The sequence below is a fragment of the Streptomyces sp. SAS_270 genome (genome assembly GCF_052543295.1).
Window position 1 is genome coordinate 135,907 of record NZ_JBMNDS010000007.1, and the last position, 22,782, is coordinate 158,688.

At 72.2% G+C, this 22,782-nt stretch carries 21 protein-coding genes; 8 read left to right on the forward strand and 13 right to left on the reverse strand.

Features of this window, described 5'->3' with window-relative positions; genetic code table 11:
* Positions 1-44 precede the first annotated feature (44 nt).
* Positions 45-1,964 carry an AMP-dependent synthetase/ligase gene (locus ACN6LB_RS07345; RefSeq protein ID WP_445025061.1) on the forward strand — a complete coding sequence of 640 codons (1,920 nt, stop codon included), beginning with the start codon at positions 45-47 and terminating at the stop codon, positions 1,962-1,964.
* 75 nt (positions 1,965-2,039) lie between these two features.
* Here ACN6LB_RS07345 and ACN6LB_RS07350 read toward each other — a convergent pair whose 3' ends face one another.
* Positions 2,040-2,450, reverse strand: coding sequence for a rodlin (locus tag ACN6LB_RS07350; protein WP_445025062.1), 411 nt, complete (start codon positions 2,448-2,450; stop codon positions 2,040-2,042).
* 206 nt (positions 2,451-2,656) lie between these two features.
* Positions 2,657-3,070 carry a rodlin gene (locus tag ACN6LB_RS07355; RefSeq protein ID WP_445025063.1) on the reverse strand — a complete coding sequence of 138 codons (414 nt, stop codon included), beginning with the start codon at positions 3,068-3,070 and terminating at the stop codon, positions 2,657-2,659.
* A 253-nt stretch (positions 3,071-3,323) separates the two neighbouring features.
* Here ACN6LB_RS07355 and ACN6LB_RS07360 point away from each other — a divergent pair, with 253 nt between their 5' ends.
* The 3 genes from ACN6LB_RS07360 to ACN6LB_RS07370 all read left to right on the forward strand — a co-directional run bounded on the left by ACN6LB_RS07360 (position 3,324) and on the right by ACN6LB_RS07370 (position 5,538).
* Positions 3,324-3,740 (forward strand): rodlin, encoded by a 417-nt coding sequence (locus ACN6LB_RS07360; RefSeq protein ID WP_356133024.1) that lies wholly within the window; start codon positions 3,324-3,326, stop codon positions 3,738-3,740.
* 314 nt (positions 3,741-4,054) lie between these two features.
* Positions 4,055-4,312, forward strand: a complete 258-nt coding sequence (locus tag ACN6LB_RS07365) for a chaplin (RefSeq protein ID WP_445025064.1) — start codon at positions 4,055-4,057, stop codon at positions 4,310-4,312.
* Between the two features lie 107 nt (positions 4,313-4,419).
* Positions 4,420-5,538: a chaplin gene (locus tag ACN6LB_RS07370; protein WP_445025065.1), complete on the forward strand. Its 1,119-nt coding sequence runs from the start codon at positions 4,420-4,422 to the stop codon at positions 5,536-5,538.
* A 96-nt stretch (positions 5,539-5,634) separates the two neighbouring features.
* On the opposite strand, the gene ACN6LB_RS07375 is transcribed toward ACN6LB_RS07370, so the two are convergent.
* Together ACN6LB_RS07375 and ACN6LB_RS07380 are read right to left on the reverse strand one after the other, a co-directional pair.
* On the reverse strand, positions 5,635-6,906 hold the full coding sequence (locus ACN6LB_RS07375) for an NAD(P)-binding domain-containing protein (protein ID WP_445025104.1): 1,272 nt from the start codon (positions 6,904-6,906) through the stop codon (positions 5,635-5,637).
* A complete protein-coding gene (locus tag ACN6LB_RS07380) occupies positions 6,906-8,168 on the reverse strand; it encodes a carboxylate--amine ligase (RefSeq protein WP_445025066.1) in 1,263 nt (420 codons plus the stop codon). Before ACN6LB_RS07380 ends, ACN6LB_RS07375 begins: the two co-directional genes overlap by 1 nt.
* 164 nt (positions 8,169-8,332) lie before the next feature.
* Here ACN6LB_RS07380 and ACN6LB_RS07385 point away from each other — a divergent pair, with 164 nt between their 5' ends.
* Complete coding sequence (locus ACN6LB_RS07385; protein ID WP_445025067.1) at positions 8,333-9,682, forward strand: glycoside hydrolase family 26 protein; 1,350 nt, start codon at positions 8,333-8,335, stop codon at positions 9,680-9,682.
* Positions 9,683-9,713: 31 nt separating this feature from the next.
* Here ACN6LB_RS07385 and ACN6LB_RS07390 read toward each other — a convergent pair whose 3' ends face one another.
* From ACN6LB_RS07390 to ACN6LB_RS07430, 9 genes are read right to left on the reverse strand one after another with little or no spacing between them, the layout of a single operon-like run.
* Positions 9,714-10,835: a GNAT family N-acetyltransferase gene (locus tag ACN6LB_RS07390; protein WP_356133034.1), complete on the reverse strand. Its 1,122-nt coding sequence runs from the start codon at positions 10,833-10,835 to the stop codon at positions 9,714-9,716.
* Positions 10,832-11,497, reverse strand: a complete 666-nt coding sequence (locus ACN6LB_RS07395) for a lipopolysaccharide biosynthesis protein (RefSeq protein ID WP_445025068.1) — start codon at positions 11,495-11,497, stop codon at positions 10,832-10,834. The genes ACN6LB_RS07390 and ACN6LB_RS07395 overlap by 4 nt, the downstream gene beginning before the upstream one ends.
* Positions 11,494-12,636: a glycosyltransferase gene (locus ACN6LB_RS07400; RefSeq protein ID WP_445025069.1), complete on the reverse strand. Its 1,143-nt coding sequence runs from the start codon at positions 12,634-12,636 to the stop codon at positions 11,494-11,496. Before ACN6LB_RS07400 ends, ACN6LB_RS07395 begins: the two co-directional genes overlap by 4 nt.
* Before the next feature lies 1 nt (position 12,637).
* Complete coding sequence (locus tag ACN6LB_RS07405) at positions 12,638-13,417, reverse strand: polysaccharide deacetylase family protein (protein WP_445025070.1); 780 nt, start codon at positions 13,415-13,417, stop codon at positions 12,638-12,640.
* Positions 13,401-15,260 (reverse strand): lipid II flippase MurJ, encoded by a 1,860-nt coding sequence (gene murJ, locus ACN6LB_RS07410; RefSeq protein ID WP_445025071.1) that lies wholly within the window; start codon positions 15,258-15,260, stop codon positions 13,401-13,403. The genes ACN6LB_RS07405 and murJ overlap by 17 nt, the downstream gene beginning before the upstream one ends.
* Positions 15,257-16,678 (reverse strand): O-antigen ligase family protein, encoded by a 1,422-nt coding sequence (locus ACN6LB_RS07415; RefSeq protein WP_445025072.1) that lies wholly within the window; start codon positions 16,676-16,678, stop codon positions 15,257-15,259. The genes murJ and ACN6LB_RS07415 overlap by 4 nt, the downstream gene beginning before the upstream one ends.
* A gap of 4 nt (positions 16,679-16,682) precedes the next feature.
* Positions 16,683-18,134, reverse strand: coding sequence for a sugar transferase (locus ACN6LB_RS07420; protein ID WP_445025073.1), 1,452 nt, complete (start codon positions 18,132-18,134; stop codon positions 16,683-16,685).
* The gene (locus tag ACN6LB_RS07425) at positions 18,131-19,405 is read right to left on the reverse strand and encodes a glycosyltransferase family 4 protein (protein ID WP_445025074.1); all 1,275 of its coding nucleotides are present in this window, start codon (positions 19,403-19,405) and stop codon (positions 18,131-18,133) included. Before ACN6LB_RS07425 ends, ACN6LB_RS07420 begins: the two co-directional genes overlap by 4 nt.
* A gap of 41 nt (positions 19,406-19,446) precedes the next feature.
* Positions 19,447-20,664, reverse strand: coding sequence for a DUF3344 domain-containing protein (locus tag ACN6LB_RS07430; RefSeq protein ID WP_445025075.1), 1,218 nt, complete (start codon positions 20,662-20,664; stop codon positions 19,447-19,449).
* 306 nt (positions 20,665-20,970) lie between these two features.
* Here ACN6LB_RS07430 and ACN6LB_RS07435 point away from each other — a divergent pair, with 306 nt between their 5' ends.
* From ACN6LB_RS07435 to ACN6LB_RS07445, 3 genes are all read left to right on the forward strand, one after another.
* Positions 20,971-21,210 carry a chaplin gene (locus ACN6LB_RS07435; RefSeq protein ID WP_356133048.1) on the forward strand — a complete coding sequence of 80 codons (240 nt, stop codon included), beginning with the start codon at positions 20,971-20,973 and terminating at the stop codon, positions 21,208-21,210.
* Between the two features lie 229 nt (positions 21,211-21,439).
* Positions 21,440-22,210, forward strand: coding sequence for a hypothetical protein (locus ACN6LB_RS07440; RefSeq protein ID WP_445025076.1), 771 nt, complete (start codon positions 21,440-21,442; stop codon positions 22,208-22,210).
* Between the two features lie 238 nt (positions 22,211-22,448).
* On the forward strand, positions 22,449-22,751 hold the full coding sequence (locus ACN6LB_RS07445; protein ID WP_356133052.1) for a hypothetical protein: 303 nt from the start codon (positions 22,449-22,451) through the stop codon (positions 22,749-22,751).
* Positions 22,752-22,782: the final 31 nt, after the last annotated feature.

A 22,782-nucleotide genomic window follows, 5' to 3' on the forward strand; every position in this document is an offset into this window, starting at 1 on the left:
ACACGTCAGCACGCGGACACTTTGAGTCAGCACCGGGAGTCGTCATGGGCGTACACAAGGATCTGCGACGGGCACGGCGACGCGCCGACCTGGCGGCCCGCGGCAGCACCGAACTGATCAGGGACGACACCGGCACGGTCCGCGAGGCGCGCACCGCCCCCCTGGTGCCCAAGGCCACCACCGGCAGCATCGCCGACCTCCCCTACACCAACGCGGCCGAGGCCCCGGGCACCGTCGTCCTGCGCCGCAACGAGAACGGCGCCTGGCGCCCGGTGACCGCGGCGGACTTCGCCCGCGAAGTCACCGCCGCGGCAAAGGGGTTGATAGCAGCCGGCCTCGAACCGGGCGGCCGGGTCGCCGTGATGTCCCGCACGCGCTACGAGTGGACGGTTCTCGACTTCGCGGTCTTGGCGGCCGGCGGCCAGAGCGTCCCCGTCTACGCCACCTCGTCCGCCCAGCAGGTGGAGTGGATCGTCCGGGACTCCGGCGCCCGCCTCGTCATCGCCGAGACCGCCGAGAACGCGGACACCGTCAAGGCCGGCACGGCCGGTCACCCCGAACCCCCGAGCCTGTACGTCCTGGACGCCGGCGCCCTGCCCGAACTCACCGCCCTGGGCCGGGACCTCCCCGACGAGGAGGTCACCAAGCGCCGTACGGCCCTGACCCCCGACACCATCGCCACGATCTGCTACACCTCCGGCACCACCGGCCGGCCCAAGGGCTGCGTCCTCACCCACGCCAACCTGCACGCCCAGGCCGCCAACACGGTCGAGCTGCTCCACCCCCTCCTCATGGAGGTCACCGACCAGCCCGCCTCGACCCTCCTGTTCCTCCCGCTCGCCCACATCATGGGCCGCAGCCTGCAGATCGCCTGCCTGATGGCCCGCATCGAGCTGGGCCACTGCCCGAGCCTCAAACCCGACGAACTCCGGCCCGCCCTGCGGGAGTTCCGCCCCACCTTCCTCATCGGGGTGCCGTACCTCTTCGAGAAGATCCACGCCGCCGGCCGCGCCACCGCCGAGAGGATGGGCCGCGCCACCTCCTTCGACCGCGCGCACCGCATCGGCGTCCGCTTCGGTGCGGCGTACCTCGACCGGGTTCTCGGCCGCGGCAGGGGACCGGGACCTCGGCTGTACGCGGCCTGGGCGCTGTACGACCTGCTGGTCTACCGCCGCATCCGCAAGGAGCTCGGCGGCCGTACGCGCTACGCCATCAGCGGCGGCTCTCCGCTCGACCGCGACCTCAACCTCTTCTTCGCCGCCGCCGGAATCATCGTCTACGAGGGCTACGGCCTGACGGAGACCACCGCGGCGGCCACCGTCATCCCGCCCCTCGACCCCCGCCCCGGCACGGTCGGCCTGCCTGTCCCCGGCACAGCGGTCCGCATCGCCGACGACGGCGAGGTCCTCGTCAAGGGCGGCATCGTCTTCGGCGCGTACTGGAACAACGCGGCCGCGACCGATGCCGTGCTGAAGGACGAGTGGTTCGCCACCGGCGACCTCGGCGCCCTCGACGAGGACGGCTACCTCACCATCACCGGCCGCAAGAAGGACATCATCGTCACCTCCGGCGGCAAGAACGTCTCACCCGCCGTCCTGGAGGACCGGCTGCGCGGCCGCGCCCCCGTCGGCCAGTGCCTCGTCGTCGGCGACAACCGCCCGTTCGTCGCCGCCCTGATCAGCCTGGACCCCGAGACCGTCGCCCACTGGCTCGCCGTACGGAGACTTCCCGCGGACACCCCGCTGTCCGCACTCGCCGAGGACCCGGCGATGTGCGCCGACGTCCAGCAGGCCGTCGACCACGCGAACGAGGCGGTCTCGCGCGCCGAGTCGATCCGCGCCTTCCGGCTGGTGCCGGGCGAGTTCACCGAGGACAACGGCCTGCTCACCCCGTCCCTCAAGGTCAAGCGGCACGCGGTGACGGCGGCGTACGCGGAGGAGATCGAGGCGCTCTACCGGACCTGAGAGGCGACCCGGGTCCGGACATGGCGACAGCGGGCCGCTCCGAGGAGCGGCCCGCTGTGCGGGGTGCCGAGAGGGTCAGCTGTCCTTGGCGCCGTTGCCCGACAGGACCGGGATGTTGTCCAGGATGTGCGAGAGCGGCTCGTCGCCCTTGGCCTGGGTGGAGTTCTCGGTGCACTGCTGGTTCTGCGGGGCCGAGAGGATCGGCACGTCCTGCAGGACGGTGATCGGGACCACGCCGACGACCGAACCGACGTTGAGCTTGGCCGGCAGGCCGACACAGGGCTTGTTCAGGGTGCCCTGGACGAGCGAGAGCTGGGGGCTCATGTCGCCGTGCGTGGCCTGGTTGCCGTACTTCTGAACGGCGCCGTTGCCGTTCGTGGTGGTGACACCGTCATCGTTGCCGATGGCCATCGCCTGGGGCGCGGCGGCACCGGCGATACCGGCGACGGAGGCGGCAACGGCCGCGGTCGCCCACAGCTTCTTCATGTTCGTTCCCTTCGGAGAGCGGACTCCGTTGCGGAGCCGCACAGTGATCAACAACGTGGTGAGTGGCGTGGATGCGGGGTGTGCCCCGATCGGCCCACAGGGTTACTCCGGGACCGGAGTGATGACGCGTCACCGACGACGCGTCTTCGACAGCGACAGCGGGCCACCGGAGGACCGGCGGCCCGCTGCACGTGCTGCCGAGGAGATCAGCTGTTCTTGGCGCCGTTGCCGGAGAGCACCGGGATGTTGTCCAGGATGTGCGAGAGCGGCTCGTCGCCCTTGGCCTGGGTGGAGTTCTCGACACACTGCTGGTTCTGCGGGGCCGAGAGGATCGGCACGTCCTGGGCGACGGTGATCGGAACCAGGCCGACGACCGAGCCGACGTTGCCCTTGACCGGCAGACCGATGCAGGGCTTGTTCAGCGAGCCCTGGATGAGCGCCATCTGCGGGCTCATCTTTCCGTACGTGGCCTGGTTGCCGTAGACCTGCTCGGACCCGTTGCCGTTCGTGGTGGTGACGCCACCGTCGTTGCCGATCGCCAGCGCCTGGGGCGCGGCGGCAGCCGAGGCTCCGACGACGGAAGCGGCGACAGCCGCAGCAGCCATAACCTTCTTGATCACTTGCATGGTCCCTTCTGGAGTAACCCCGTCCACCGGAGCGCTCTGGACAACTCCGTCAGGGCCCGGTGGTTGCTCTCATTCACTCCAATGGCCCCATTGAAGGGTCCGTTGAGTGGCGTACGCGCGCGAGATTCTCCCGTGAATCCGGATACGTCGAACGAGCCGTCCGGGTGACATCGCGCAACCATTTCCGCGGGCTCCGGTTGAGGGGGAGCAGGAACATGGGTCTCCAGCCAGGAAAGGACCGGAGAAAATGCTCAAGAAGTCAATGGCCGCTGTGGCGGTCGCGGCTTCCGTCGTCGGTGTCTCGGCGGCCGCCGCGCCCCAGGCGCTGGCGATCGGCAACGACAACGGCGTCACGACCACCAACGGCAACGGCGCCGTGCAGTCGTACGGCAACGCCAAGACCGAGGGCCTCATGAGCCCCCAGCTCTCGCTCGCCCAGGGTTCGCTCAACAAGCTCTGCGTCGGCCTTCCGGCCAAGGTCAACGTGGGTTCGGTCGTGGGCATTCTGGTGCCGGTCACAGTGCTGCAGGACGTCCCGGTCCTGTCGGCCCCGCAGAACCAGCAGTGCGCGGAGAACTCCACCCAGGCCAAGGGCGACGAGCCGCTCTCGCACATCCTGGACAACATCCCGGTGCTCTCCGGCAACGGCGCCAAGGGCAGCTGACCTTTCGCCGGCTGATCTCCCGCCAGTCGATCTGCCGTCACGAAGCGGCTCGGGCCGCCCGTTGCGCATGCGCGCGGGCCGCTCGGGCTCTTTCGTGATTTCCCCCTTGCTCCCCTCTGTTGTCCGACGCTTTTAGAGAAGCGTTTCTGCGCGCGTGAGGCTCCCCTGGTGTATTTGTGCAGGGCGATTCGAGTGAATTCCCAAGCGACTCACGTTCTTTAGTTTCCTCCGAGGTCTATCCCTCGTTTACAGGCTGCAGGTCATGGTGCGAGCCGTTCATGCTGTGCTCGCTCGGTTTCGGCCGTCAAAGGGGCATGACCGCAGAGAAGGGAAAGTACGTGAAGCACAAGAAGAGCGCTGCTCTCGTCGCCGGCGCGATCATGGCCCTGGGCATGGCCGCCCCGGCCTTCGCGGACGCGGACGCCCACGGTGCCGCGGTCGGTTCCCCCGGTGTCCTCTCGGGCAACGTGATCCAGGTTCCCGTGCACGTGCCCATCAACGTGTGCGGCAACTCGGTCAACGTCATCGCGCTGCTGAACCCCGCGTTCGGCAACCGCTGCATCAACGACTGACGCAGCGTCACGCCAGCCGTCTCGGCTGAGTCAAAAGCCGGCCTTGGAACGCACTTTCGGTTCCAAGGCCGGCTTTTCCAACTTCTTCAAGTAGGAAGACAACGAGATTGCGACAGACCCTGAGCAAGGGAATGGTCGTGGCCGCGGCCGCGACGAGCATCCTCTCCCTGTACGCCACCCCCGCCCTCGCCGACTCGCACGCGGTCGCCGGGGCCTCGGACTCGCCCGGCGTCGCGTCGGGCAACAACGTCGAGGTCCCGGTGAGTGTGCCGGTGAACGCGTGCGGCAACTCCGTCGACGTGGCCGCCGCGCTCAACCCGGCCTTCGGGAACTCCTGCGCCCACGAGTCCGACCGACACGGGTCGCACGGTGCGCCGCACCACTCCTCCCACCACGAGAGCTCGCCGGGCTACGGCTCCGACGACTCCGACGACTGGGGCGGGTACGGCTCCGGCTACGGCTCGGACCATGGGTCGGGTTACGGCTCGGACTACGGGTCGGGTTACGGCTCCGACTACGGTTCCGGGTACGGCGGCTCGCCGGGCCACGGCGGTTCCGGCTCCTCGGCGCACGGTGAGACGCACGGTTCGCCCGGCGTCGGGTCGGGAGACAACGCCCAGGCACCGGTGGATGTCCCGGTCAACGCGTGCGGCAACACAGCGGACGTGATCAGCGCCCTCAACCCCGTGTTCGGCAACGAGTGCGCGGGCGAGAAGCCGCATGGCGGCCACGGGGCCCACGGCGGCCAGGGGGGCCATGGAGGTCACGGCGGTCACGGGGCCCACGGTGGTCACGGCGGCCATGGTGGTCACGGCGGTCACGGTGGCACGCACGGAGGCCCCGGAGGTACGCACGGAGGTTACGGGGACACCCCGGGAGGCTACGGGGACACACCCCCGACGACGCCTCCGGGCACGCCGCCCGGGTCACCTCCGGGCCCTCCCGGCACCCCTCCCGGCACTCCGCCGGGTACGCCTCCCGGCACTCCGCCGGGTACGCCTCCCGGTACGCCCCCGGGCACACCTCCCGGCACCCCGCCGGGCACACCTCCCGGCACCCCGCCGGGCACACCTCCGGGGACGCCTCCGGGCACCCCTCCCGGTACGCCCCCCACGCTGCCCCACACCGGCAGCGAAGGCATGCTGGCGACCTCGGCCGCCAGCGCCGCCCTGCTCGCGGGCGGCACGCTGCTGTACCGACGGGGCCGAGCCGCGTCCCGTAATTAGTGCAGCAAGCAGTGCCGTGAGCAGTGACGAAGCAGTTCAGTAAGCAGAGGCACCGCTCAGGGTGCCGGACGCCGGCGTCCGGCACCCAAGCCCTCGTCAGCGGCGCGCCGTGTCCAGCGCCGCGCGATCGCGCCCCTTCCCGTTCCCGGGCGCCGGAATCCGCCCGCTCGCCGGGCTCGCGTGCAGCCGCCGTCGTACGCCCCGCACGAGCGTTCCCGCCGTGAACGAGGCTCCGTGCACGAATCGCATGGCCGGGCCGAAGCCGGACGCCGTCACCAGGCCCGCCATGAACAGCCCGGGCCACGAGGACTCGAACCCCCGGCCCACCCGCGGCGAACCGTCGGCCTCCGCCACGAGCCCCCTGCGCAGTTCCTCGGCGAGCAGCCCGAGCCGTTCGCAGCTCGGCCTGAACCCCGTGGCCGCGATGACGTGTTCGGTCTCCAGCGACGTCAGTCCGCCGCCCCGGTTCACCGCCTCCAGCCGTACGCCGCCGCCCGAGGCGTAGGCCGCCGCGATCTCGTGTCCGAGCAGCACCTCGACGGACGGTTCCACCCGGTCGCGCACCCACCAGGCGCCCGCCGGGCCGAGGGCGGTGGCCGCGATCCGGGTGCGGGTGGGTTCGGGGAGGCGGTGGAAGAGGCCGGGGCGCTCGGCGTAGAACCAGTTGCGCCAGCCGCAGCCCAGACCGCTGTGCGGGGCGCGGGCCGACTCCCACCAGGGGCGCTCCCAGGCGGGGGGCAGGTCGTTCCAGTTCAGCTGCCCGGCGCGGGCCAGCACCCGGACGTGGGTGCCCTGTTCGGCGAGGAGTGCCGCCGTCTCCAGCGCGGCCTGGCCGCCGCCGACCACCGTGACGTCCTTGCCCCGGAAGCGGGTGAGGTCGCCGTGGTGGCTGCTGTGCGAGACGTGCGAGGGGCCGAGGTCGCGCAGGGCGGCGGGCACCTCGACGAAGGGCATGACCCCGACGGCCAGCGCGACAGTCCTGGCGCGCAGCACCTCGCCGTCCTCGGTGACCGCCTCGAAGCCCCCGAGGCAGGGCTGAACGCGCGTCACCGTGCGCTCGTCCACCGCCGGTACGGCGTGGCGGGCGAACCACAGCCCGTACGCGGCGAACATCTCGACCGGGATCGGCTCGCCGTGCCGGGCGTCGACGCCCTGCTCCGCGCAGTACACGTCGAGGCGCCGCAGGCGTTCGGGGTCCGAGAGGTTCGACGCCCAGGGCTCCGACTTCAGGAACATGCCGCGGGGCATGTGGTCGCGCCAGGACGCCATGGGGCGCCCCATGACGCGCAGCCTCAGGCCGGCCGCGGCGGCATGGGACGCGATGGACAGGCCGTAGGGGCCGGCTCCCACCACCAGCAGGTCGTACATCAGCAACGGCTCGCTTTCTCGTTGTCGGTCACGGAACTCGGGGGGCCCGCCTGCCGCCCGATCCGCACGCTCGCCGGGGCGGGCGCGGAACGGCGCAGGCGGTCCAGCAGGCGCAGTGCCACATGGCGGCACCACAGCGCCCACATCGCGAAGCCGGGCGCGCGGTCGTCGCGGGCGTACCAGGCCAGTTCGCGCTTGCCGGGGCGGCAGCGCAGCGCGCTGAGCGGGGCGTAGTTCTCCACCACGAAGGCCCGGCCCGGCAAGGGCGCCGGTGCCGGCAGCGGACGGTGGGTCAGGTCGAGGTGCTGGGCGCGTACGACGTCGACGTCGCAGGCGTCGGCGAAGAGCCGGAACTGCGCGCCCGGCCGGGGGTTGAAGTCGAGCAGGTGGTAGCGGCCCGTCGCGCTGTCCCGGCGGAAGTCCAGGTCCAGGATGCCTCGGTAGCCCAGCGCCCCGGTGAGCCGCTCGGCGAGCGCCTGCACCTGCGGGTTGGGGGTCCAGCGGCCGACCGCGGTCAGCCCGGCGGTGCGCGGCCAGGCCCGCTGCTTGCGTCCAGGACCGCCGCCGCGCACCGTCCCGGACCGGTCGGCGTACCCGTGGAAGAACCAGTCGAGGTCAGGCCCCGGCGGCAGGAACGCCTGCAGCAGCAGCCGGCTGCCCGCCTCCGCCGAGCGCAGGTACAGCGCCTGGGCCTCCTGCGCCGAGTTCACGACCACCGTGCTGCGCAGCCCCGATCCGGCCGGCACCAGCCACGGGCGGCTCCATTTCGCGACCACCGGCAGGCCCAGCCGCCATGCGGCCGCGGCCGCCTGCGCCGGGCTCTCCGGCACCAGCGTCACCGGGTGCGGGATGCCGACGTGCTCGCACAGGGCGGCGAGTTGCGCCTTGTCGGCGACGCGTTCGGCGAGGGCGCCGGGCTGCTGCGGCAGCAGGTAACCGGGCGTCAGTTCGTCGCGCATTCGGCCCACCGCGACGGCACTGGCGTCGTCCATGGGGATCAGCACGGCGGGACGGGACACGCGCGCGGCCACCCGGCGCAGCACACCGGCGATTTCCGGTGCGGATGCATTGGGTCGCGGCGGGGGATGCATCTCGGAGACAAATCGGGATCGCCGTACGGGACTTCCCGCGGAATCGGCGACGACATGCACCTCCACGCCCGCTCGGCCGAGTGAGCGTACGGCTCCCAGCGTTCCGTGGTGAAAGGGGTTCCGGTCGATCCGCACAAGCACGGCGGGGACGCGGGTGTCGAGAAACGGCACGGACAATTTCCTTCGGCTCGGTCACCCGTGCGGGTGATCGGAACACTCAAAGGCCGGAGCCTCGGTTGGCGGATTCCGCATTCGTATGACTGAGTGTCAGTAGGTGGAAAAGCGTGACCGGAAACGCGGAGAAGAATCGGTCCGGAGTGGAGAGAGGAGCAGGCATGGCCCCACAGCAGCAACGGCCCCGGTCCCGGCGGCCGGTGTGCGTCGCGGCGGCGGTCGTCGCGACGCTCGTCCTGACGTCGGCGCCGGGATACGCCATGGGCGCCGAGGTGGTGCGCGTCGCCGATCCTCCGGCGCCGACGCCCACGTCGGTGGCACCGCCGGCACCCTCTCCGGCCGCCCCCGTGGTGGCACCGACGCCGCCGACCGCAACGCCGCCGCTGACCCCGAGGCCGACGACCACGCCGCCCGCGCCGAGCACCGAGGAGCCGAAACCGGCCGCCTACGTGCCCGCCTTCGGCGCCTACCTCGACTACGGCGCCCGCGGTGTGGCCCGGATCGCCGAGCTGAGCGACTGGCTGGGCGGCAGCGATCTGCGCGTGGGCCACACGTATCTGCCGGGCGACCGCTGGAGCAATATCGAGGGCGCGCACGGCTTCCTCGACGTCTGGGCGGACTGGCGGCGCGAGCGGGACGACCGGATGCTCGTCCTCAACGTGCCGATGATGGAGCGCAACGAGGAGGGCGTCTCCGACTGGGAGGTCCGCGCGCTGCTGGGCCGGGCGGCGGCCGGTGAGTTCGACCACCACTTCAAGGCGCTCGCCGAGCGGCTCGTCGAGCTGAAGGTGCCGGACACCGTCATCGTGCTCGGCTGGGAAATGAACGGCAACACGTACACCCATCGGTGCGGGCCGGACCCGGAGGCCTGGAAGAAGTACTGGAACAGAATCGTCACCACCATGCGTTCGGTGCCGGGCCAGAAATTCCGGTTCGACTTCGCTCCGAACCGCGGTCAGGACGCCGTTCCCTGGACGCAGTGTTATCCGGGGGATGCCACGGTCGACATCGTCGGCATGGATTCGTACGACCAGCCGAGCGGGCTTTCATTCGACGAACAGGTGAAGGAGCCTTACGGCCTTCAGGCGCAGGTGGACTTCGCCAAATCCCACGGCAAGCCCATTTCCTATCCTGAATGGGGCCTCTTTCGCAACGGAGACAACGAGACGTACATGAAGCGCATGCTCGCGTGGATGGACGAGCAGAAGCCGCTGTACAACACGCTCACCGACTACTGCCCGCACGGCGTCTGGCAGTGCGAGGACAACCCCAGGGCGTCCCAGGTCTACCGCTCGATGCTCTCCGGCCGACTCGACCCCACGCCCGCGCCGACGACACCGGTCCCGACGACGCCGGTTCCCACGACCCCGGTCCCGACCACTCCGGTGCCCTCGCCCACCACACCGGTGCGGCCGCCCAGTTGTTCGCCCATCGAGCTGGGCGACTGGGTCGAGTACTGGCTCGGCGGGAAGCTGTGCCTGCGGTTCGACTGGTGGTCGCGCAACCGGTGACGGCCGGCTGAGCGCGGTGGCGGCGGGCCGTTCACGGTCCGGCGCCACCGCGTTCCCGTTCCCTCCAACTGCGCAGGAGTTCCTTGCCCCGGTTACGGGCGACGACATCGCAGACGACCGCCGACATCAGCGGCGCCGTACGCCGCCGGGCCAGCAGCAGCCGCTGGTTGACGACGGGCTCCGGGCGCCAATGGTGCTTGTACGGCTCGTCGCCGCGCAGCAGGCTCAGCGCGCCACGGCCGCCCGCCTCGGTGTGCCGGGCGCAGGCGTCCAGCAGCATCACCGCGACGTCCGCCTTCCGCTCGCGCAACTGCGGATGGGCACCGTACAGATAGCCGCCCGCCAGACGCCGCGACAGCAGCGTGAGGTCCACGGCCATCACGGTGTCGTCGAGCCGGAACTCGGTGACCACCGCGTCGCCGGAGCGCACCATCGGGCCCACCGAGCGGACCAGGTGCTCGCAGAACCGGTCCTGAAGGTGCTCGGAGGTGACCTTGCGGCCCTGCCACTGCAGTTGGTGCAGTTCCAGCAGCCGCCGCAGCGCCGCGTCCACCTCGTCATGGCCTACGACGCGCTGCTCGACCCCGAGCGCGCTGAGCTTGCGCAGCTTGGCGCGCACCCGCTGGGCCTTGGCCGACGGGAGCCTGCCCACCAGTTCGTCCATGGAGGTGGCGGGCAACTCCAGGCAGAGCGAGTCGCGCACCCGGCGGCGGGGCCCGCGCCAGCGCTCGTAGATCCGCTCCGCCGCCCCACCGGGCCGCACCTCGCGGAAGTCGATCAGCGCGGTGCGGGCGGCCGCGGCGAGGCCCTCGGCGAGGGTCGTCGCGGCCCGGTCGGCACGCTCGTCGTCCTCGTCGTCGAGGAGTACGTCCGCGTAGTCGGAGATGGCCCCGCCGAGCGGGACGAGCGCGGGCAGCGGGCGGCGTACCCGCATGAGGGGGGCGGCCGCGCGGAGTTCGCCGTCGCTGTCGCGGACGAGCACCAGGCGAAGCCGGCCGGGAGCGCCGTAGGAGAGCCACCAGGAGTGCAGCCAGGCGTGGCTCTGGAACGGCGTGGCCGCACCGCACCGGCGGTACAGCCGGCCCCAGGGTGCGGCCAGTTCGGCGAACTCCCGTTCGTCCGTGCAGAGTTCGGCGCGCAGTGTGCCGCTCACAGCTGCCCGTGGACGTCGGCGGCCATCGCCGGGCCCGGCACGGACGCCGCGCGGGCGGACTCCGCTGTGCGACGCGGGCGGACCAGGAGCACCAGTCCGCCGAGCAGCCCGCCCGCACTCGCGCCCACCAGGCCCGTCACGGTCGGCGGCGCCGAGGACGCCTCGGTGGGCTTGACGGCACGGGAGAAGGAGACGAGTTCGACGTGCGTGCTGTCCTGGCTGTCCTGGGCGTGCCGGGTCAGCGCGCGGGAGACGGCGTTGGCCATGTCGGCGGCGACGTCGGGGCGCGAGGAGGTGGCGGAGACGGCGACCATCGGAGCGTCCGGGGAGGTCGCGGTCTGCACGCTGCGCTGGAGCGTCTTCACCGGCACGCCGGCCCAGACCTGCGCGTCCCCGAGCACCGCGAGCTGGGTGGCCACCCGCCCGTACGCCTGGGCGAAGCCGAGCGCCGACGCCGTGTCCGACTTCGTGGTCGGTACGGCGATGACGTAGCTGGTGGCCGTGTACTGCGGGGGCTTCAGCACACCGTACGAGCCGCCGAGCAGGCCACCGAGGACGGCGCCGGCGGCGAGCAGGGTCCAGGGCGGCAGGGCCTTCGCGCGGGCGAGGGGTCCTCCTGCCGGTCGGGCCGGACCGTGCTGGCGGGTGGGGCTTTCGGTCATGAGGAACTCACTCCCAGAGCTGACAGAGAAGAGCGGGAGGCCGCGGCCGCGTACACGTCCATGAGCTGTGCGGCGCTGCGGGTGATGCTGTAGTGGCGGGCGGCGTCCGGTACGGCGCGGGAGCCGGGGCCCTCGGCGCGGACCTTCAGGAGGGCGCGGGTGAACGAGTCCGCGCCGCCCTGGACGCGGAGGGTGCGGGGGGCGGCGCTCGGCGGCAGGTCCTCGACCGCCGGGCAGGAGACGTAGAGCACAGGCAGTCCGGCGGCCATCGCCTCCACGACCGCGAGGCCGAAGGCCTCCTCGGCGGAGGGCGAGGCGACGACGTCCATGGCCGTTATCAGCGACGGCAGATCGGCGCCGGGGGAGCCGTCGGCGGGGCGCTCGCCGGTGAACAGCACCCGGTCCGCGACCCCCGCCTCGTGCGCCGTACGCCGCAGGACGCTCTCCTCGGCGCCGCCGCCGACCAGCAACAGCCATACGTCACCGGGCAGTTCGGCCAGTGCACGGATCAGGGTGTCGAAGCGTTTGCCCGCCGCCAGCCGGCCGACGCCGCCGACGACGTATGCGCCCTCCGGCAGCCCGAGCCGCCGCCGGGTGCGCTCGCGCAGCATCGGGTCGAAGCGGAAGCGGGCCACGTCGATGCCGTTGGGCACGATCTCGATGCGCGGCGCGGGCACGCCCCAGCGGCGCAGCCGGTCGGCGACCGTGGGCGAGACGGCGACGGTCGACCGGCCCAGGCGCTCGCTGGCGAGGTAGAGCGCGCGGACTCCCCTGCTCAGCGCGCGCCCCTCCATCTGCGAGTCGCCGAGCGAGTGCTCGGTGGCGACGACGGCGCGAACTCCCGCCAGCCGGGCGGCGATCCGGCCGTACACGCAGGCCCGGTAGAGGTGGGTGTGCACGAGGTCGTAGTGGCCCGCGCGGATCAGCTTCACCAGGCGGGGGAGGGCGGAGAGGTCGCGGTTGCCGGTCATGCCGAGGTCGAAGACGCGGACACCGTCGTCGGCGAGACCGGCGGCGACCGCGCCCGGGTTGGTGAGCGTCACCACGTCGCAGTCGACGGGCAGGTGGCGCAGCAGCAGCCGCAGTTGCTGTTCGGCGCCGCCCACACCGAGGCCGGTGATGATGTGCAGGGCCTTCACGTCAGATCCCCTCGACGGGGCGGCGGCGCAGGCGGTGCAGACGTTGCTTGAGCAGCAGGCGTACGGCGGTGTCGTTCTCGCCGATGTGGACGCGGGGGAGGGCGTGCGGGCCGGTCAGCGCGCCGGGGTCGATCGCGCAGGCGTACGTGTATCCGGCGTCCCGTACGGCGTCGACGATCCGCTGGTCGAGGGTGCCGTACGGGTAGCAGAAGCCGTTGATGCGAGCGCCGATCAACTTCGAGAGCACTGCTCTGCTCTCAGCGACCTCGGCGTGCAGAACGGTGTCGTCCGCCTCCGTCAGGTCCACATGCGTCAGCCCGTGCGAGCCGACCTCGATGCCCTCCGTCGCGGCCGCCAGCCGGATGCCCTGCTTGTCGAGAAGCGGCTTGCGCGGACCCAGCGGATCCCAGGCGTTCTCGCCGCCCAGCCTGCCCGGCAGCACGAACAGGGTGGCGCCGCACTCCCAGCGGCGCAGCACCGGAAGAGCGGCCGTCACGAAATCGGCGTACCCGTCGTCGAAGGTCAGACCCACCAGGTCCTGGCCCGCACCGCGGGCGCGCGCCGCGAGCAGCTCGGTCATGCCGACGCCGCGCAGACCCCGGCGGCGCAGCCAGCCCAGCTGCTGGTCGAGGCGGTCGGGCGAGACCGTGATGCGGTAGGGGTCGTCGGAGCAGTCGCCCACGGAGTGGTACATCGCCACCCACGGGAGTGTGCCGGGGCGTCTGTGGGTGTGGGTGGGGCGTGCGGTGCGCGCCGTGGCGCTGTCAGCGGAAACGGACATGCGGCAGCCTTCCTGCGACGGAACGGACGGCGGGTGCGAAGCCCTGGACCCGCAGGGCCCAGGCCAACAGGGCGAACACGACGGTCACGAGCGTGCCGCCGACGACGAGGCCGAGCACGGGGGAGTCCACGCGGCTCGCGCAGAACGCCCCCACGGCGGCGGCGACCACCGCCGCCCGCACCGGTTTGCCGATCTCGGCGACCACCCGGCGCGTACGGATCGGGATGCTGCGCGGGCCCATGCCGCGCAGCAGGAGCAGGGCGCTGAGCGTGATCCCGGCGGCGTTGGCCGCGGCGATCCCGCACACCCCCCAGGAGCCGACGGTCCACGCGCCGAGCCAGGACGTCACGATGATCCCGGCGGCCATCGCGAACAGCGGGTACCAGGTGGGCCGCCCTCCCGAGAAGTACGAGCGTGCGAGGGCGCCCACCAGGGTGTGGCCCAGCAGCCCGAGCGCGTACACCCGCATGACGGCCGCGGTCGCAGCGGTGTCCTGGGCCGTGAACGCGCCCCGCTGGAACAGCAGTTGGATCATCTGGGGCGCACACGCGACGACCACCGCCGCACCGAGCAGCACCGTGCAGGAGACCAGCGTCAGATCGCGCTCCACGCGGTCGCGGGCGCGCTCGGTGTCGCCCTCGGCGACCGCCTGCGCCACCACCGGGAAGGTGACGGTGCACAGCATCAGCGAGAGCACCATCGGCATCTGGGCGACCTTCTGCGCATAGTTCAGATGCGAGATGGCCCCGGAGGGGAGGGAGGAGGCGAGGAAACGTTCGACGAGGACCTGGGACTGGCGGGTGAGTGCGAAGAGCAGGACCGTGGCGATGAGCGTGAGGTCCATCGGGCGCTGGTCCGCCGCCTCCACCGGCGCCGTGCTGCCGTCCGGGCGCCTCAACTGCCGCCACAGCGACGGAACTTGTGCCGCCATCATGAGCGCACCGCCCACCGCGACCCCGAGCGCCGCCGACCGCACGCCCCAGTGGCCGCCGAGGACGAACATCGCCGTGATGATGCCGATGTTGTACGCCACGTAGATCGCCGCGGGCGCCACGAACCGCCGGTGCGCACGCAGCGCCGCGCTGCAGTACCCGGCGAGCCCGAAGCTCAGCACGCAGGTCGCCGTCAACCTGGTGCAGTCCACGGCGAGTTGGGGGTCGGGCAGGCCTGGCGCGAGCGCCTCGACCAGGTACGGTGCCCCGGCGATCAACAGCGCGGCGAAGGCCAGGAAGGCGAGCGACAGCCGGGGCAGCGTCGTCGCGACGAGGGCGCGCACCGGGTCGCCCGCGGCCCCTCGTGCGCGCCGGGCCACGGCCATGCTGAACGCCGGCACGAGCACGAAGGCGAGACCGTCCTCGATCAGCAGCGTCGCCGCGAACTCCGGCACCGTCCACGCCACCAGGAACGCGTCCGTCTCGGACCCCGCCCCGAAGAGATGCGCCAGCGCCTGGTCACGCCCGAGTCCGAGCAGCGCGCCGGCAATGGAGAGCGCGACGGTGACCAGGGCGGCCTTGGCGAGGAATCGGCTGGAGGGAGGGGCGGTGCCGGTCGGCGTGCTTTTGGCCGCCGGGCCGCCGGATGCCCTGCGGTTGGCCACCGGGCCGCCGGGCGTCGAGCGGTCGGGCATCGCCAACGTGCCATGGGTGGTGGGCCCGTTGGCGGTCGGTGGGTCCGCCACCGCGGTTCGGGGCGCCGGGCTGTCGGCCGGGGAGCCGCCGGGTGCCGAGCCGGCCGACGCCTGGCCCTCGGCCACCGGGCCGCCCGGCACGGCCCGGTCGCCCGGCACCACCGAACCCCCGTCGGCCGTCGCGCCGTAGGCCACGCGAGGTGGCGTCACCGTCATCGGGCCGTGGCCTCCCCGGACGGAGTGGAGCCCGGTGAGGCCACGGAGGCCGGGTCCGCCAGTGCCCACCAGGCCACCAGGCCGAAGCACACGGCGGTCAGCACCGTCGAGGGCCCGCCGATGTCCGCGTACGCGAAGTCGATCAGCTGCCAGACGAACAGCCCGCAGGCGACGAGCGCACAGTCGAGCCCACCGTGCGCCGCACCCGCGGCCTCCGGCGACGTTCCGGGCCACCTCGGCACCCCCGAAGAGCCGCGGCGCACCCGCATCAGCCCCCGCAGCCCGCACACCAGCAGGGCCAGCCAGCTCCCCGCGAGGGCGAGCAGTCCGATCAACCCCTGCTCGCTCAGCACCAGCAGGTACATGTTGTGCGGGGAGAGCAGCGGCTGCTTGCGGTAGGCGGCACCCGCGCCGCCGATGTCGCTGCCGGAGGAGAGGGCCAGTGACGCGTGCCCGTCGCGCTGGTCGGGGAAGGCCTTCAGCCCGACGCCGGTCAGCGGATGGTCGCGCCACATGTCGACGGCCGCGGCCCACATCGTGTACCGGTCGACCACCGACTGGTCGGGCGCGTCCGCGACTTGGCTGATGCTGTCGATCCGCTCCTGGAGCATCGCCGTGCCGACACCGAGCCCGCCCACGAGGATCACGGCCGCGGCGGCCACGGCCGCCCCCGCCTTCGCCGCCCGCCGCAGCCCCGCCAGCACCAGCTGCGCGCAGCACGCCACGGCCGTGGCGATCCACGCGCCGCGGCTGAACGACAGCGCGAGCGGCGGCAGAAGCAGCAGCGAGCACGTCACCGCGGCGGTCCGCTGCCTCGCCGCGACCGGCCCGAGCGCACCGAGCGCCAGCGCGAGCGCGCACACCAGCCCGAACGCGACGACGGTCGCCATCCCCATGACATCCGTCGGCCCGAACGTGCCCACGGCCCGGATGTCCTCACCCATGTAGGAGGCACCGGTCCCGGTGACGTACTGGTGCACCCCGACCGCCCCCTGCCACAGCGCCAGGGCCACGAACGACCAGGTGAGCAGCCGGAAGTCGCGCCGGTCACGGATCAGCAGCAGCACGGCGCCCGGCACCAGCACGAAGATCTGGAGGTAGCGGGCGAGGCCGGTGATCCCCGCCCCGGGGCTTGCCGCCCCGACGGCCGCGATCGCGATGCCGACCACGGGCATACCCATGACCACCGCTGCGGTACGGGTCAGGGGGCGCCGCCGCTCCCGTACGAGACGGACCGCGCAGCACACCACCACGAGCCCGGAGACGGCGTCGGCGACGGTCGCGCCGCCCTCGCCGTCCGGAGCGATGGGCAGACCGAGCATGGCGATCACCGCGACGACGGGCAGCACCGGCAGCGCGCGTCGCAGCGCGCCGACCAGGGTGCCCAACGGCGAGGTGAGCGGCAGGACTTGGCTCATCGGCTCAGCTCCCCGTCGGACGCACGAGCGCGGCGACCGTGCGCAGCAGGATGCAGATGTCCTGCCACAGCGACCAGTTGTCGATGTACGCGTTGTCGAACCGGCAGCGGTCCTCGATCGAGGTGTCACCGCGCAGCCCCTGGATCTGGGCCAGCCCGGTGATGCCGCTCTGCATCCGGTGGCGGGCCGCGTAACCGGGGTATGTCTGACTGAACTTGCCGACGAAATAAGGCCGTTCGGGGCGCGGCCCGACCAGGCTCATGTCGCCCCACAGCACGTTCCACAGCTGGAGCAGCTCGTCCAGCGACGTACGCCGCAGGAACTGGCAGAAGCGGCTCATCTCCTGCTCGTTGGCCACGCTCCACCGGGTCGCCGCCTCGTGCGCGTCGACCGGGCGGTGCGTGCGGAACTTCAGCAGCGTGAAGGGCCGCCCGTCCTTGCCGATCCGCTCCTGCCGGAACACCACACCGGGCCCGTCGCTCAGCCGCAGCACCACCGCGCACAGCAGCAGCACCGGACTGACCATCAGCAGCAGCGTCCCGGAGACGGCCACGTCCAGCAGCCGCTTGGCGAGGCTGCCGCGCGGCTCGGCGACCCCGATCCGGCGGCAGGAGAACGCGGCGAGCTGCCCGCCGCGCCGGTCGTACGAAGGTCTCGTGCCGTACGACGGCGACTCCGGGTCGATCTCCCACAGCACACAGCCCGCCCCCGCCAACGCCCGCAGCAGCGGGGCCCGTTCACCGGGCGGCTGCACGACGAGCACGGCCCGCACGGTGTTCTGGATCAGGGCCCGCTGGACTTCCTCGCCGGTGGTCAGGACCGGCAGTCCCTCACCCCCGGCCGACTGGTCGGCGACGATGCCCACGGGCCGTACGCCGCACTGCGGATGGCGCAGGAAGGCCGCGGCCACGCGCTGTGCCGTCGGGGCGGGGCCGATCACCAGCGCGGTGTCGGGGCGCAGGGCGAGGGCTCGGCGGCGCCGCCAGTGCACGGTGCCGCGGCCCGCGCAGCTCACCGCGGACTGCAGCACGCAGCCCACGGCGAGGGTGCGGGCGGACAGCACGGCGGCCGGGGCGAGTGCCGCGACGAGTGCCGCGAGGGTGCACCAGGTCACCGCGATCCGCGTGCAGAGCGCGGGCAGTTCGTCCAGCATCGCGGGCACCACCTCGCTGCGGTACAGCGAGGCGTGCGCGTTCAGACAGACCACGCCGAACAGCAGCGCGACGACGAGCGGCGGGTGCCGCTGGACCTGCGCGAGCGCGAGGCCGGTGAGCAGCGCGGCGCTCCCGTCCACGGCGAGCAGCGGCAGCCGCGAGGCACGCCGCACGGAGGGCCGCCGGCCGGCGGGGAATCCGAAGCCGTCTGCGGTTGCGCGCGCAGGCATGACCGAGACGGGCGAGAATCCGTACTCCCGGGGCTGTCCGCCCGGGGAGGGAACGGTGCTTTCCGCAGTCACGTGTGGATGGACTCCCTGCACTCGGTGTGTTCCACGCCGGGGGCGCGCCCTGCGCCCCCGGCGTGCTCCACGGACTTCGCGGTCTCGGCATGCCGCCCCCGCCCGGTACGCCGCACGCTTTCGGCGCGCTTCGCGTCGAGCAGCTCGCGGTACACGCCCGCCACCGCGTCCGCCATGTGCCGGACGTCGTGGGTGGCCAGGACGTGACGGCGGCCCTGGTGGCCGAGCGACTCGCGCAGCAGCGGTTCGGACAGCAGGTCCGCGATCGCCCGGGCCAGCGACTCCGGATCCCGTGGCGGCACCAGGCAGCGCGGGGCGAGCGCCGTCGGCAGACTCTCCGAGGCGCCGTCCACGTCGGTCATCACCACCGGCCGCCCGCAGGCCATGGCCTCCAGCGGGGCCAGCGCCATGCCCTCCCAACGGGACGGCAGGACCACGAGATCGGCGGCCTGGTACCAGGGAACGGCGTCTTCGGCGGACCCGGCGAACAGAACCGAACCGGCGGGCGCGAGGGCCCGCAGCAGCGGGGCGTCCGGCCCGTCCCCGACCAGCACCAGCCTGGCCCCGGGCACCCGCCGGACCACTTCGCCCCACGCCTCCAGCAGGACGTCCTGCCCCTTCTGTCGGCACAGCCGCCCCACGCAGACGACAAGCGGAGCCGCCGGATCCACACCCGCTCCCGCGAGCAGCGGAATCCCGGCCCGTACGGTGTCCACGGCCGCGGGGTGGAAGCGCTCCAGGTCGACCCCGTTGGGGATGACACTCCACCGGGCGGCGACCCCGGCCCGCTGCCCGGTCCCGCGCTCGGCCTCGCTCACGCACACCACCCGGGAGGCCCAACGCGCCCCCCACCGCTCCCACCTCAGCGCGAGCGCGGCCACGCTCCCGCCGACCGCCTCGAACGACCAGGCGTGCGGCTGGAACACGGTCGGAATGCGCCCGCGCACGGCGAGCCGGGCGGCGAGCCCGGCCTTCGCGCTGTGCGCGTGCAGCACGTCCGGCCGCGCCGCGGCGACCACGCGCGCGAGCCGCCGTACCTCCTGAGGCAGCAGCGGTCCGGGCGAACGGGCGGCCGACCAGTGCAGTACGTCGCCGCCGAGCGCCCGGAGCGTGTCCGCGAGGCGGCTGTCGTCCGGGCAGGCGACGGTGACGTGGATTCCGGCGGCGAGCTGTGCCTTCACCAGGTCGGTGACGACCCGGGCGACACCGCCGTCGACCGGCTGGGTGATGTGCAGGACCCGCGACGAAGCGTCGGTCGGGGACTGTTGCATGCGCGGTTCCTCGGCTAAGGGCCGGCGCCGGCGGGCGCCCGTCACTGCTTCGCGTCGACGGCGGCGAACAGCGCCCCGACCCAGGCGGCGTCCCGCCGCGAGGAGAGCCGGAAGACCAGCCCGTCCCCGCCGCGGCGCAGCGCCTTGTCCAGGTCGAGGACGTCGGAGTCGTAGCCGAGCGTGTTCGCGTAGGCGGGCACCCGCGCCATCGCCGCCGGGCCCGGCTCGCTGATCGTCGAATTCAGTACGTCGTCAAGGGGGTTGGCCGTGTCGCCCAGGGTGGTCGTGGGGCCGCGCTCGCCGGTCGACACCGTCAGGGAGTCGCCGCTCTGTCCGCGGTCGCCGTCGTACGCGACCAGTCCGGCACGTCCGCGGGCCCCCTTCGGGAACGGCAGTGCGCGCAGCCGGATCACCTGGTCCTCGCCCGGACCGAGCGTGTCGAAGCCGTCCCACATCGCCAGCCGCCGCAGCGGCTCCGACTCCTTCTCGTACGCCACCATCAGCGTCCAGCCGCCCCAGGCCCCGGGGGCCGACCTGCCCATCGCCACATTGACCTGCGCGACCGTGTAGAGGCCCGATTCACTGCTCCGCACCAGCTTGGTGACGTCCGCCGAGGCCTGGAACGCGTCCGCGCCACGGGCCACCCGGTGCCCGACGACAGTGTCCGCGAGCACGGCCTTGTACTGGCCGCCGGGCTCCGCGATGAGCACCCGCCCGTTGTCCTTCGGCGGCTTCTGCTCACCCACCCGGAGATTGCCGCCCCAGTACAGCCGTGCGTACGTGACGTGCGCCCCTTCCGGTAGACGCACCTCCGCACGGCTGGAGTTGTAGGTGTTCGGGTCGTCGTCGACGTCGACGTAGAACATGTCGAAGTCGTTGTTCGCGGCAGCCCTGCCCTCGCGCGCGGTAGAACACGAGGGCGCGGCTGCACGGGTGGCGGTCGTGTCGGTCGCCTCGGCTGTCTCCGCTGTCTCCGCGAGGTATGTACGGGCGACGGCCGCATCGGAGGCGTCCGGGTCGGGGGCGGGTGTCCCTACGGGCGCGAGAGGCGTACGGCAGCTGATCGACGCGTTGGCCGCCCGGACGATCCCGCCGTGCTGCAGTGCGGCGTACCGCTGCGTGAACGCGAGGCTGTCCGCCTGTGCGGCGGGCGGGGAGGGCGCAGCGGCCGCCACGGCGCAGCCCGGCGCCCAGAGGGTGGCCAGAGCGGAGCAGCCCACCGTCACACGGCGCAGCAGGAGACCCGGGGAAATACGCATGACCGGCGTTGCCCTTTCGGTGGGAAAAGGTTCTGGACCAGCGGATTGACATCAATGTGTTAATCACATTTGTGCCGCGTTGAGCTCCCACGTCTTTACGCCTGTTTCCAAGCGGCCTCAGGAGGAGGGCAACTCTAGCCGCTATCGGTATTCGTCGGTGAAACCCTGCAAGTGTGTCGGAATGGTGAAGCCTGCCTTTTCCGACATCACTCAAACGGAGGCACAACCCCAGCGCGCGCCGCGCGTTGATTCAGCGCCGGGCATCCCCGCCCGGATGTTTGTGACCAATCCAAGGAGCACTTCTCCATGTCGCGTATCGCGAAGGGCCTGGCCCTGACCTCCGTTGCCGCAGCCGCCGTGGCGGGCACCGCCGGCATCGCCGCCGCCGACAGCGACGCACACGGCGTCGCCGCCCACTCCCCGGGCGTCCTGTCGGGCAACGTCCTGCAGGTTCCGATCCACGTCCCGGTCAACGTCTGCGGCAACACCGTCAACGTGATCGGTCTGCTGAACCCCGCGTTCGGCAACACCTGCGTCAACGACTGACGTCAGCGCGGACCCTTCTGCCGGCCGTCCTCCCCTCGGGGAGGGCGGCCGGCCCGCGTTGCCCTGAATGGTGGAAGCGGGTTCCATGTCCCGGCATGGCTCCTCACCAGCGACGACGCGAGTGATAGGGGCGCCGGATCGCTACGCGGAGCAGTCGATCGGTTGCAGGCGGCGATGACCGCTTTCACGGTGAGCACAAGATCCGATGCAATCATCGAAGGGAACATCCATGCGTGTTCTGCCCGTACGGCGCCTCGCGTCCTCCGCTCTCTGTGCCTCGCTCCTGCTCGGCATCGCCGGACCAGCCGCCATGGCCGCGGACAGTGACTCGACGCGCGCCCGCACTCATGCGGCGGCGCCCGTCCCCGGCGCGGACGGGCTCCTGGCTCAGGTGCAGTCGCTGGGAAACATCGGCGCCGTGCTGACCCCGGTCACCGACCTGCTCAACGCCGCCCTCAAGGCGGACAACGGACAGCTCTCCGCCGACCAGGCGACCCAACTGGGTCAGGCGGTGAAGGATGCGATCGCCAAGGTCACCGCGGCGGTGCCGGTAACGCCGCCGGTCGCGCTCCCGCAGACTCCCGGCACGTCGACCACGTCCACGACCCCCACCACCTCGGCCCTCCCGGCCACGCCGACGCTGCCGGCTGCTCCCGCGCTGCCCGCCCTGCCCGGGCTCAAGAGCGCGGAGCGCGACGCCGCGAGCGAGGACGGCAAGGCGCCGCGAGCCGCCGCGCCGGCGGACCTCAAGGGCGACGCGCTCGCGGCTCTGCAGAAGTCGGTCGACACGCTGCTCAAGGCCGTCACCTCCGGCGACCCCACGCAGTTGGTGCCCGCGGCCACCGCCGTGGTGACGGGCCTCGTCAACGTCGTCGTGGCCGTGGTGCTCGGCGGCGGCCTGCCCGTGCCGAACCTGCCCGGGCTGCCCGCACTGCCCGCGCTGCCGACGGGTGCGCTGCCGACCTCCGGCCTCCCGACTTCGGGGCTGCTGCCTTCCTGAGCCACGGGTTTCGCGGTATTCCGCCGTCGTGCCGACCTTCCCGGTCGGCACGACGGCTGTTTTATATGAGAATGCGACACGCCGTTCATTCGGGTGGGTTGCAGTAATTTTCTGCACACGGGGTTTCCGTCACGCTCGGGGCTCGTTAGCCAGGACGCAGTGAGAGACCAGGCATTTCAAGATGTCTGCACAGTGAAAAATCCCTCTGGTGACGTGAGTTGCCGAAGAAAGGAACACGATGAAGTCCCTGAAGGCTGCCGCTGTCGTTGCCGGATCCGTGGTCATCGCTGGTGTCGCCGCCCCGGCCTTTGCCGTGGAGGCCGCCGATGTCACGCCCACCAGCCTCAACGGCGCCCTGGAGACGATCACCAGCCAGCGCTCGCTCAACCTGCAGGACGTGATGCCCCTGCAGCACCAGTCGGACGCGCTCGACACCGAGAACAAGGACTCGGCGCTCAACACCGTGAACGGCGCGACGACCGCACTGAACTCGGCCGCCAGCCCCTCTCAGCTCCTCGGCGGACTCCCGCTCCAAGGCTGATCCGATTTTTCCTCGCGTGTCCTTGCGGAAT

Bases quoted from the DNA above. Each gene is read 5' to 3' on its own strand.
- ACN6LB_RS07345 (WP_445025061.1), top strand. From the start codon at position 45: ATGGGCGTACACAAGGATCTGCGACGGGCACGGCGACGCGCCGACCTG.
- ACN6LB_RS07350 (WP_445025062.1), bottom strand. From the start codon at position 2,450: ATGAAGAAGCTGTGGGCGACCGCGGCCGTTGCCGCCTCCGTCGCCGGT.
- ACN6LB_RS07360 (WP_356133024.1), top strand. From the start codon at position 3,324: ATGCTCAAGAAGTCAATGGCCGCTGTGGCGGTCGCGGCTTCCGTCGTC.
- ACN6LB_RS07365 (WP_445025064.1), top strand. From the start codon at position 4,055: ATGACCGCAGAGAAGGGAAAGTACGTGAAGCACAAGAAGAGCGCTGCT.
- ACN6LB_RS07375 (WP_445025104.1), bottom strand. From the start codon at position 6,906: ATGTACGACCTGCTGGTGGTGGGAGCCGGCCCCTACGGCCTGTCCATC.
- ACN6LB_RS07385 (WP_445025067.1), top strand. From the start codon at position 8,333: ATGGCCCCACAGCAGCAACGGCCCCGGTCCCGGCGGCCGGTGTGCGTC.
- ACN6LB_RS07395 (WP_445025068.1), bottom strand. From the start codon at position 11,497: ATGACCGAAAGCCCCACCCGCCAGCACGGTCCGGCCCGACCGGCAGGA.
- ACN6LB_RS07405 (WP_445025070.1), bottom strand. From the start codon at position 13,417: ATGTCCGTTTCCGCTGACAGCGCCACGGCGCGCACCGCACGCCCCACC.
- murJ (WP_445025071.1), bottom strand. From the start codon at position 15,260: ATGACGGTGACGCCACCTCGCGTGGCCTACGGCGCGACGGCCGACGGG.
- ACN6LB_RS07415 (WP_445025072.1), bottom strand. From the start codon at position 16,678: ATGAGCCAAGTCCTGCCGCTCACCTCGCCGTTGGGCACCCTGGTCGGC.
- ACN6LB_RS07425 (WP_445025074.1), bottom strand. From the start codon at position 19,405: ATGCAACAGTCCCCGACCGACGCTTCGTCGCGGGTCCTGCACATCACC.
- ACN6LB_RS07430 (WP_445025075.1), bottom strand. From the start codon at position 20,664: ATGCGTATTTCCCCGGGTCTCCTGCTGCGCCGTGTGACGGTGGGCTGC.
- ACN6LB_RS07435 (WP_356133048.1), top strand. From the start codon at position 20,971: ATGTCGCGTATCGCGAAGGGCCTGGCCCTGACCTCCGTTGCCGCAGCC.
- ACN6LB_RS07440 (WP_445025076.1), top strand. From the start codon at position 21,440: ATGCGTGTTCTGCCCGTACGGCGCCTCGCGTCCTCCGCTCTCTGTGCC.
- ACN6LB_RS07445 (WP_356133052.1), top strand. From the start codon at position 22,449: ATGAAGTCCCTGAAGGCTGCCGCTGTCGTTGCCGGATCCGTGGTCATC.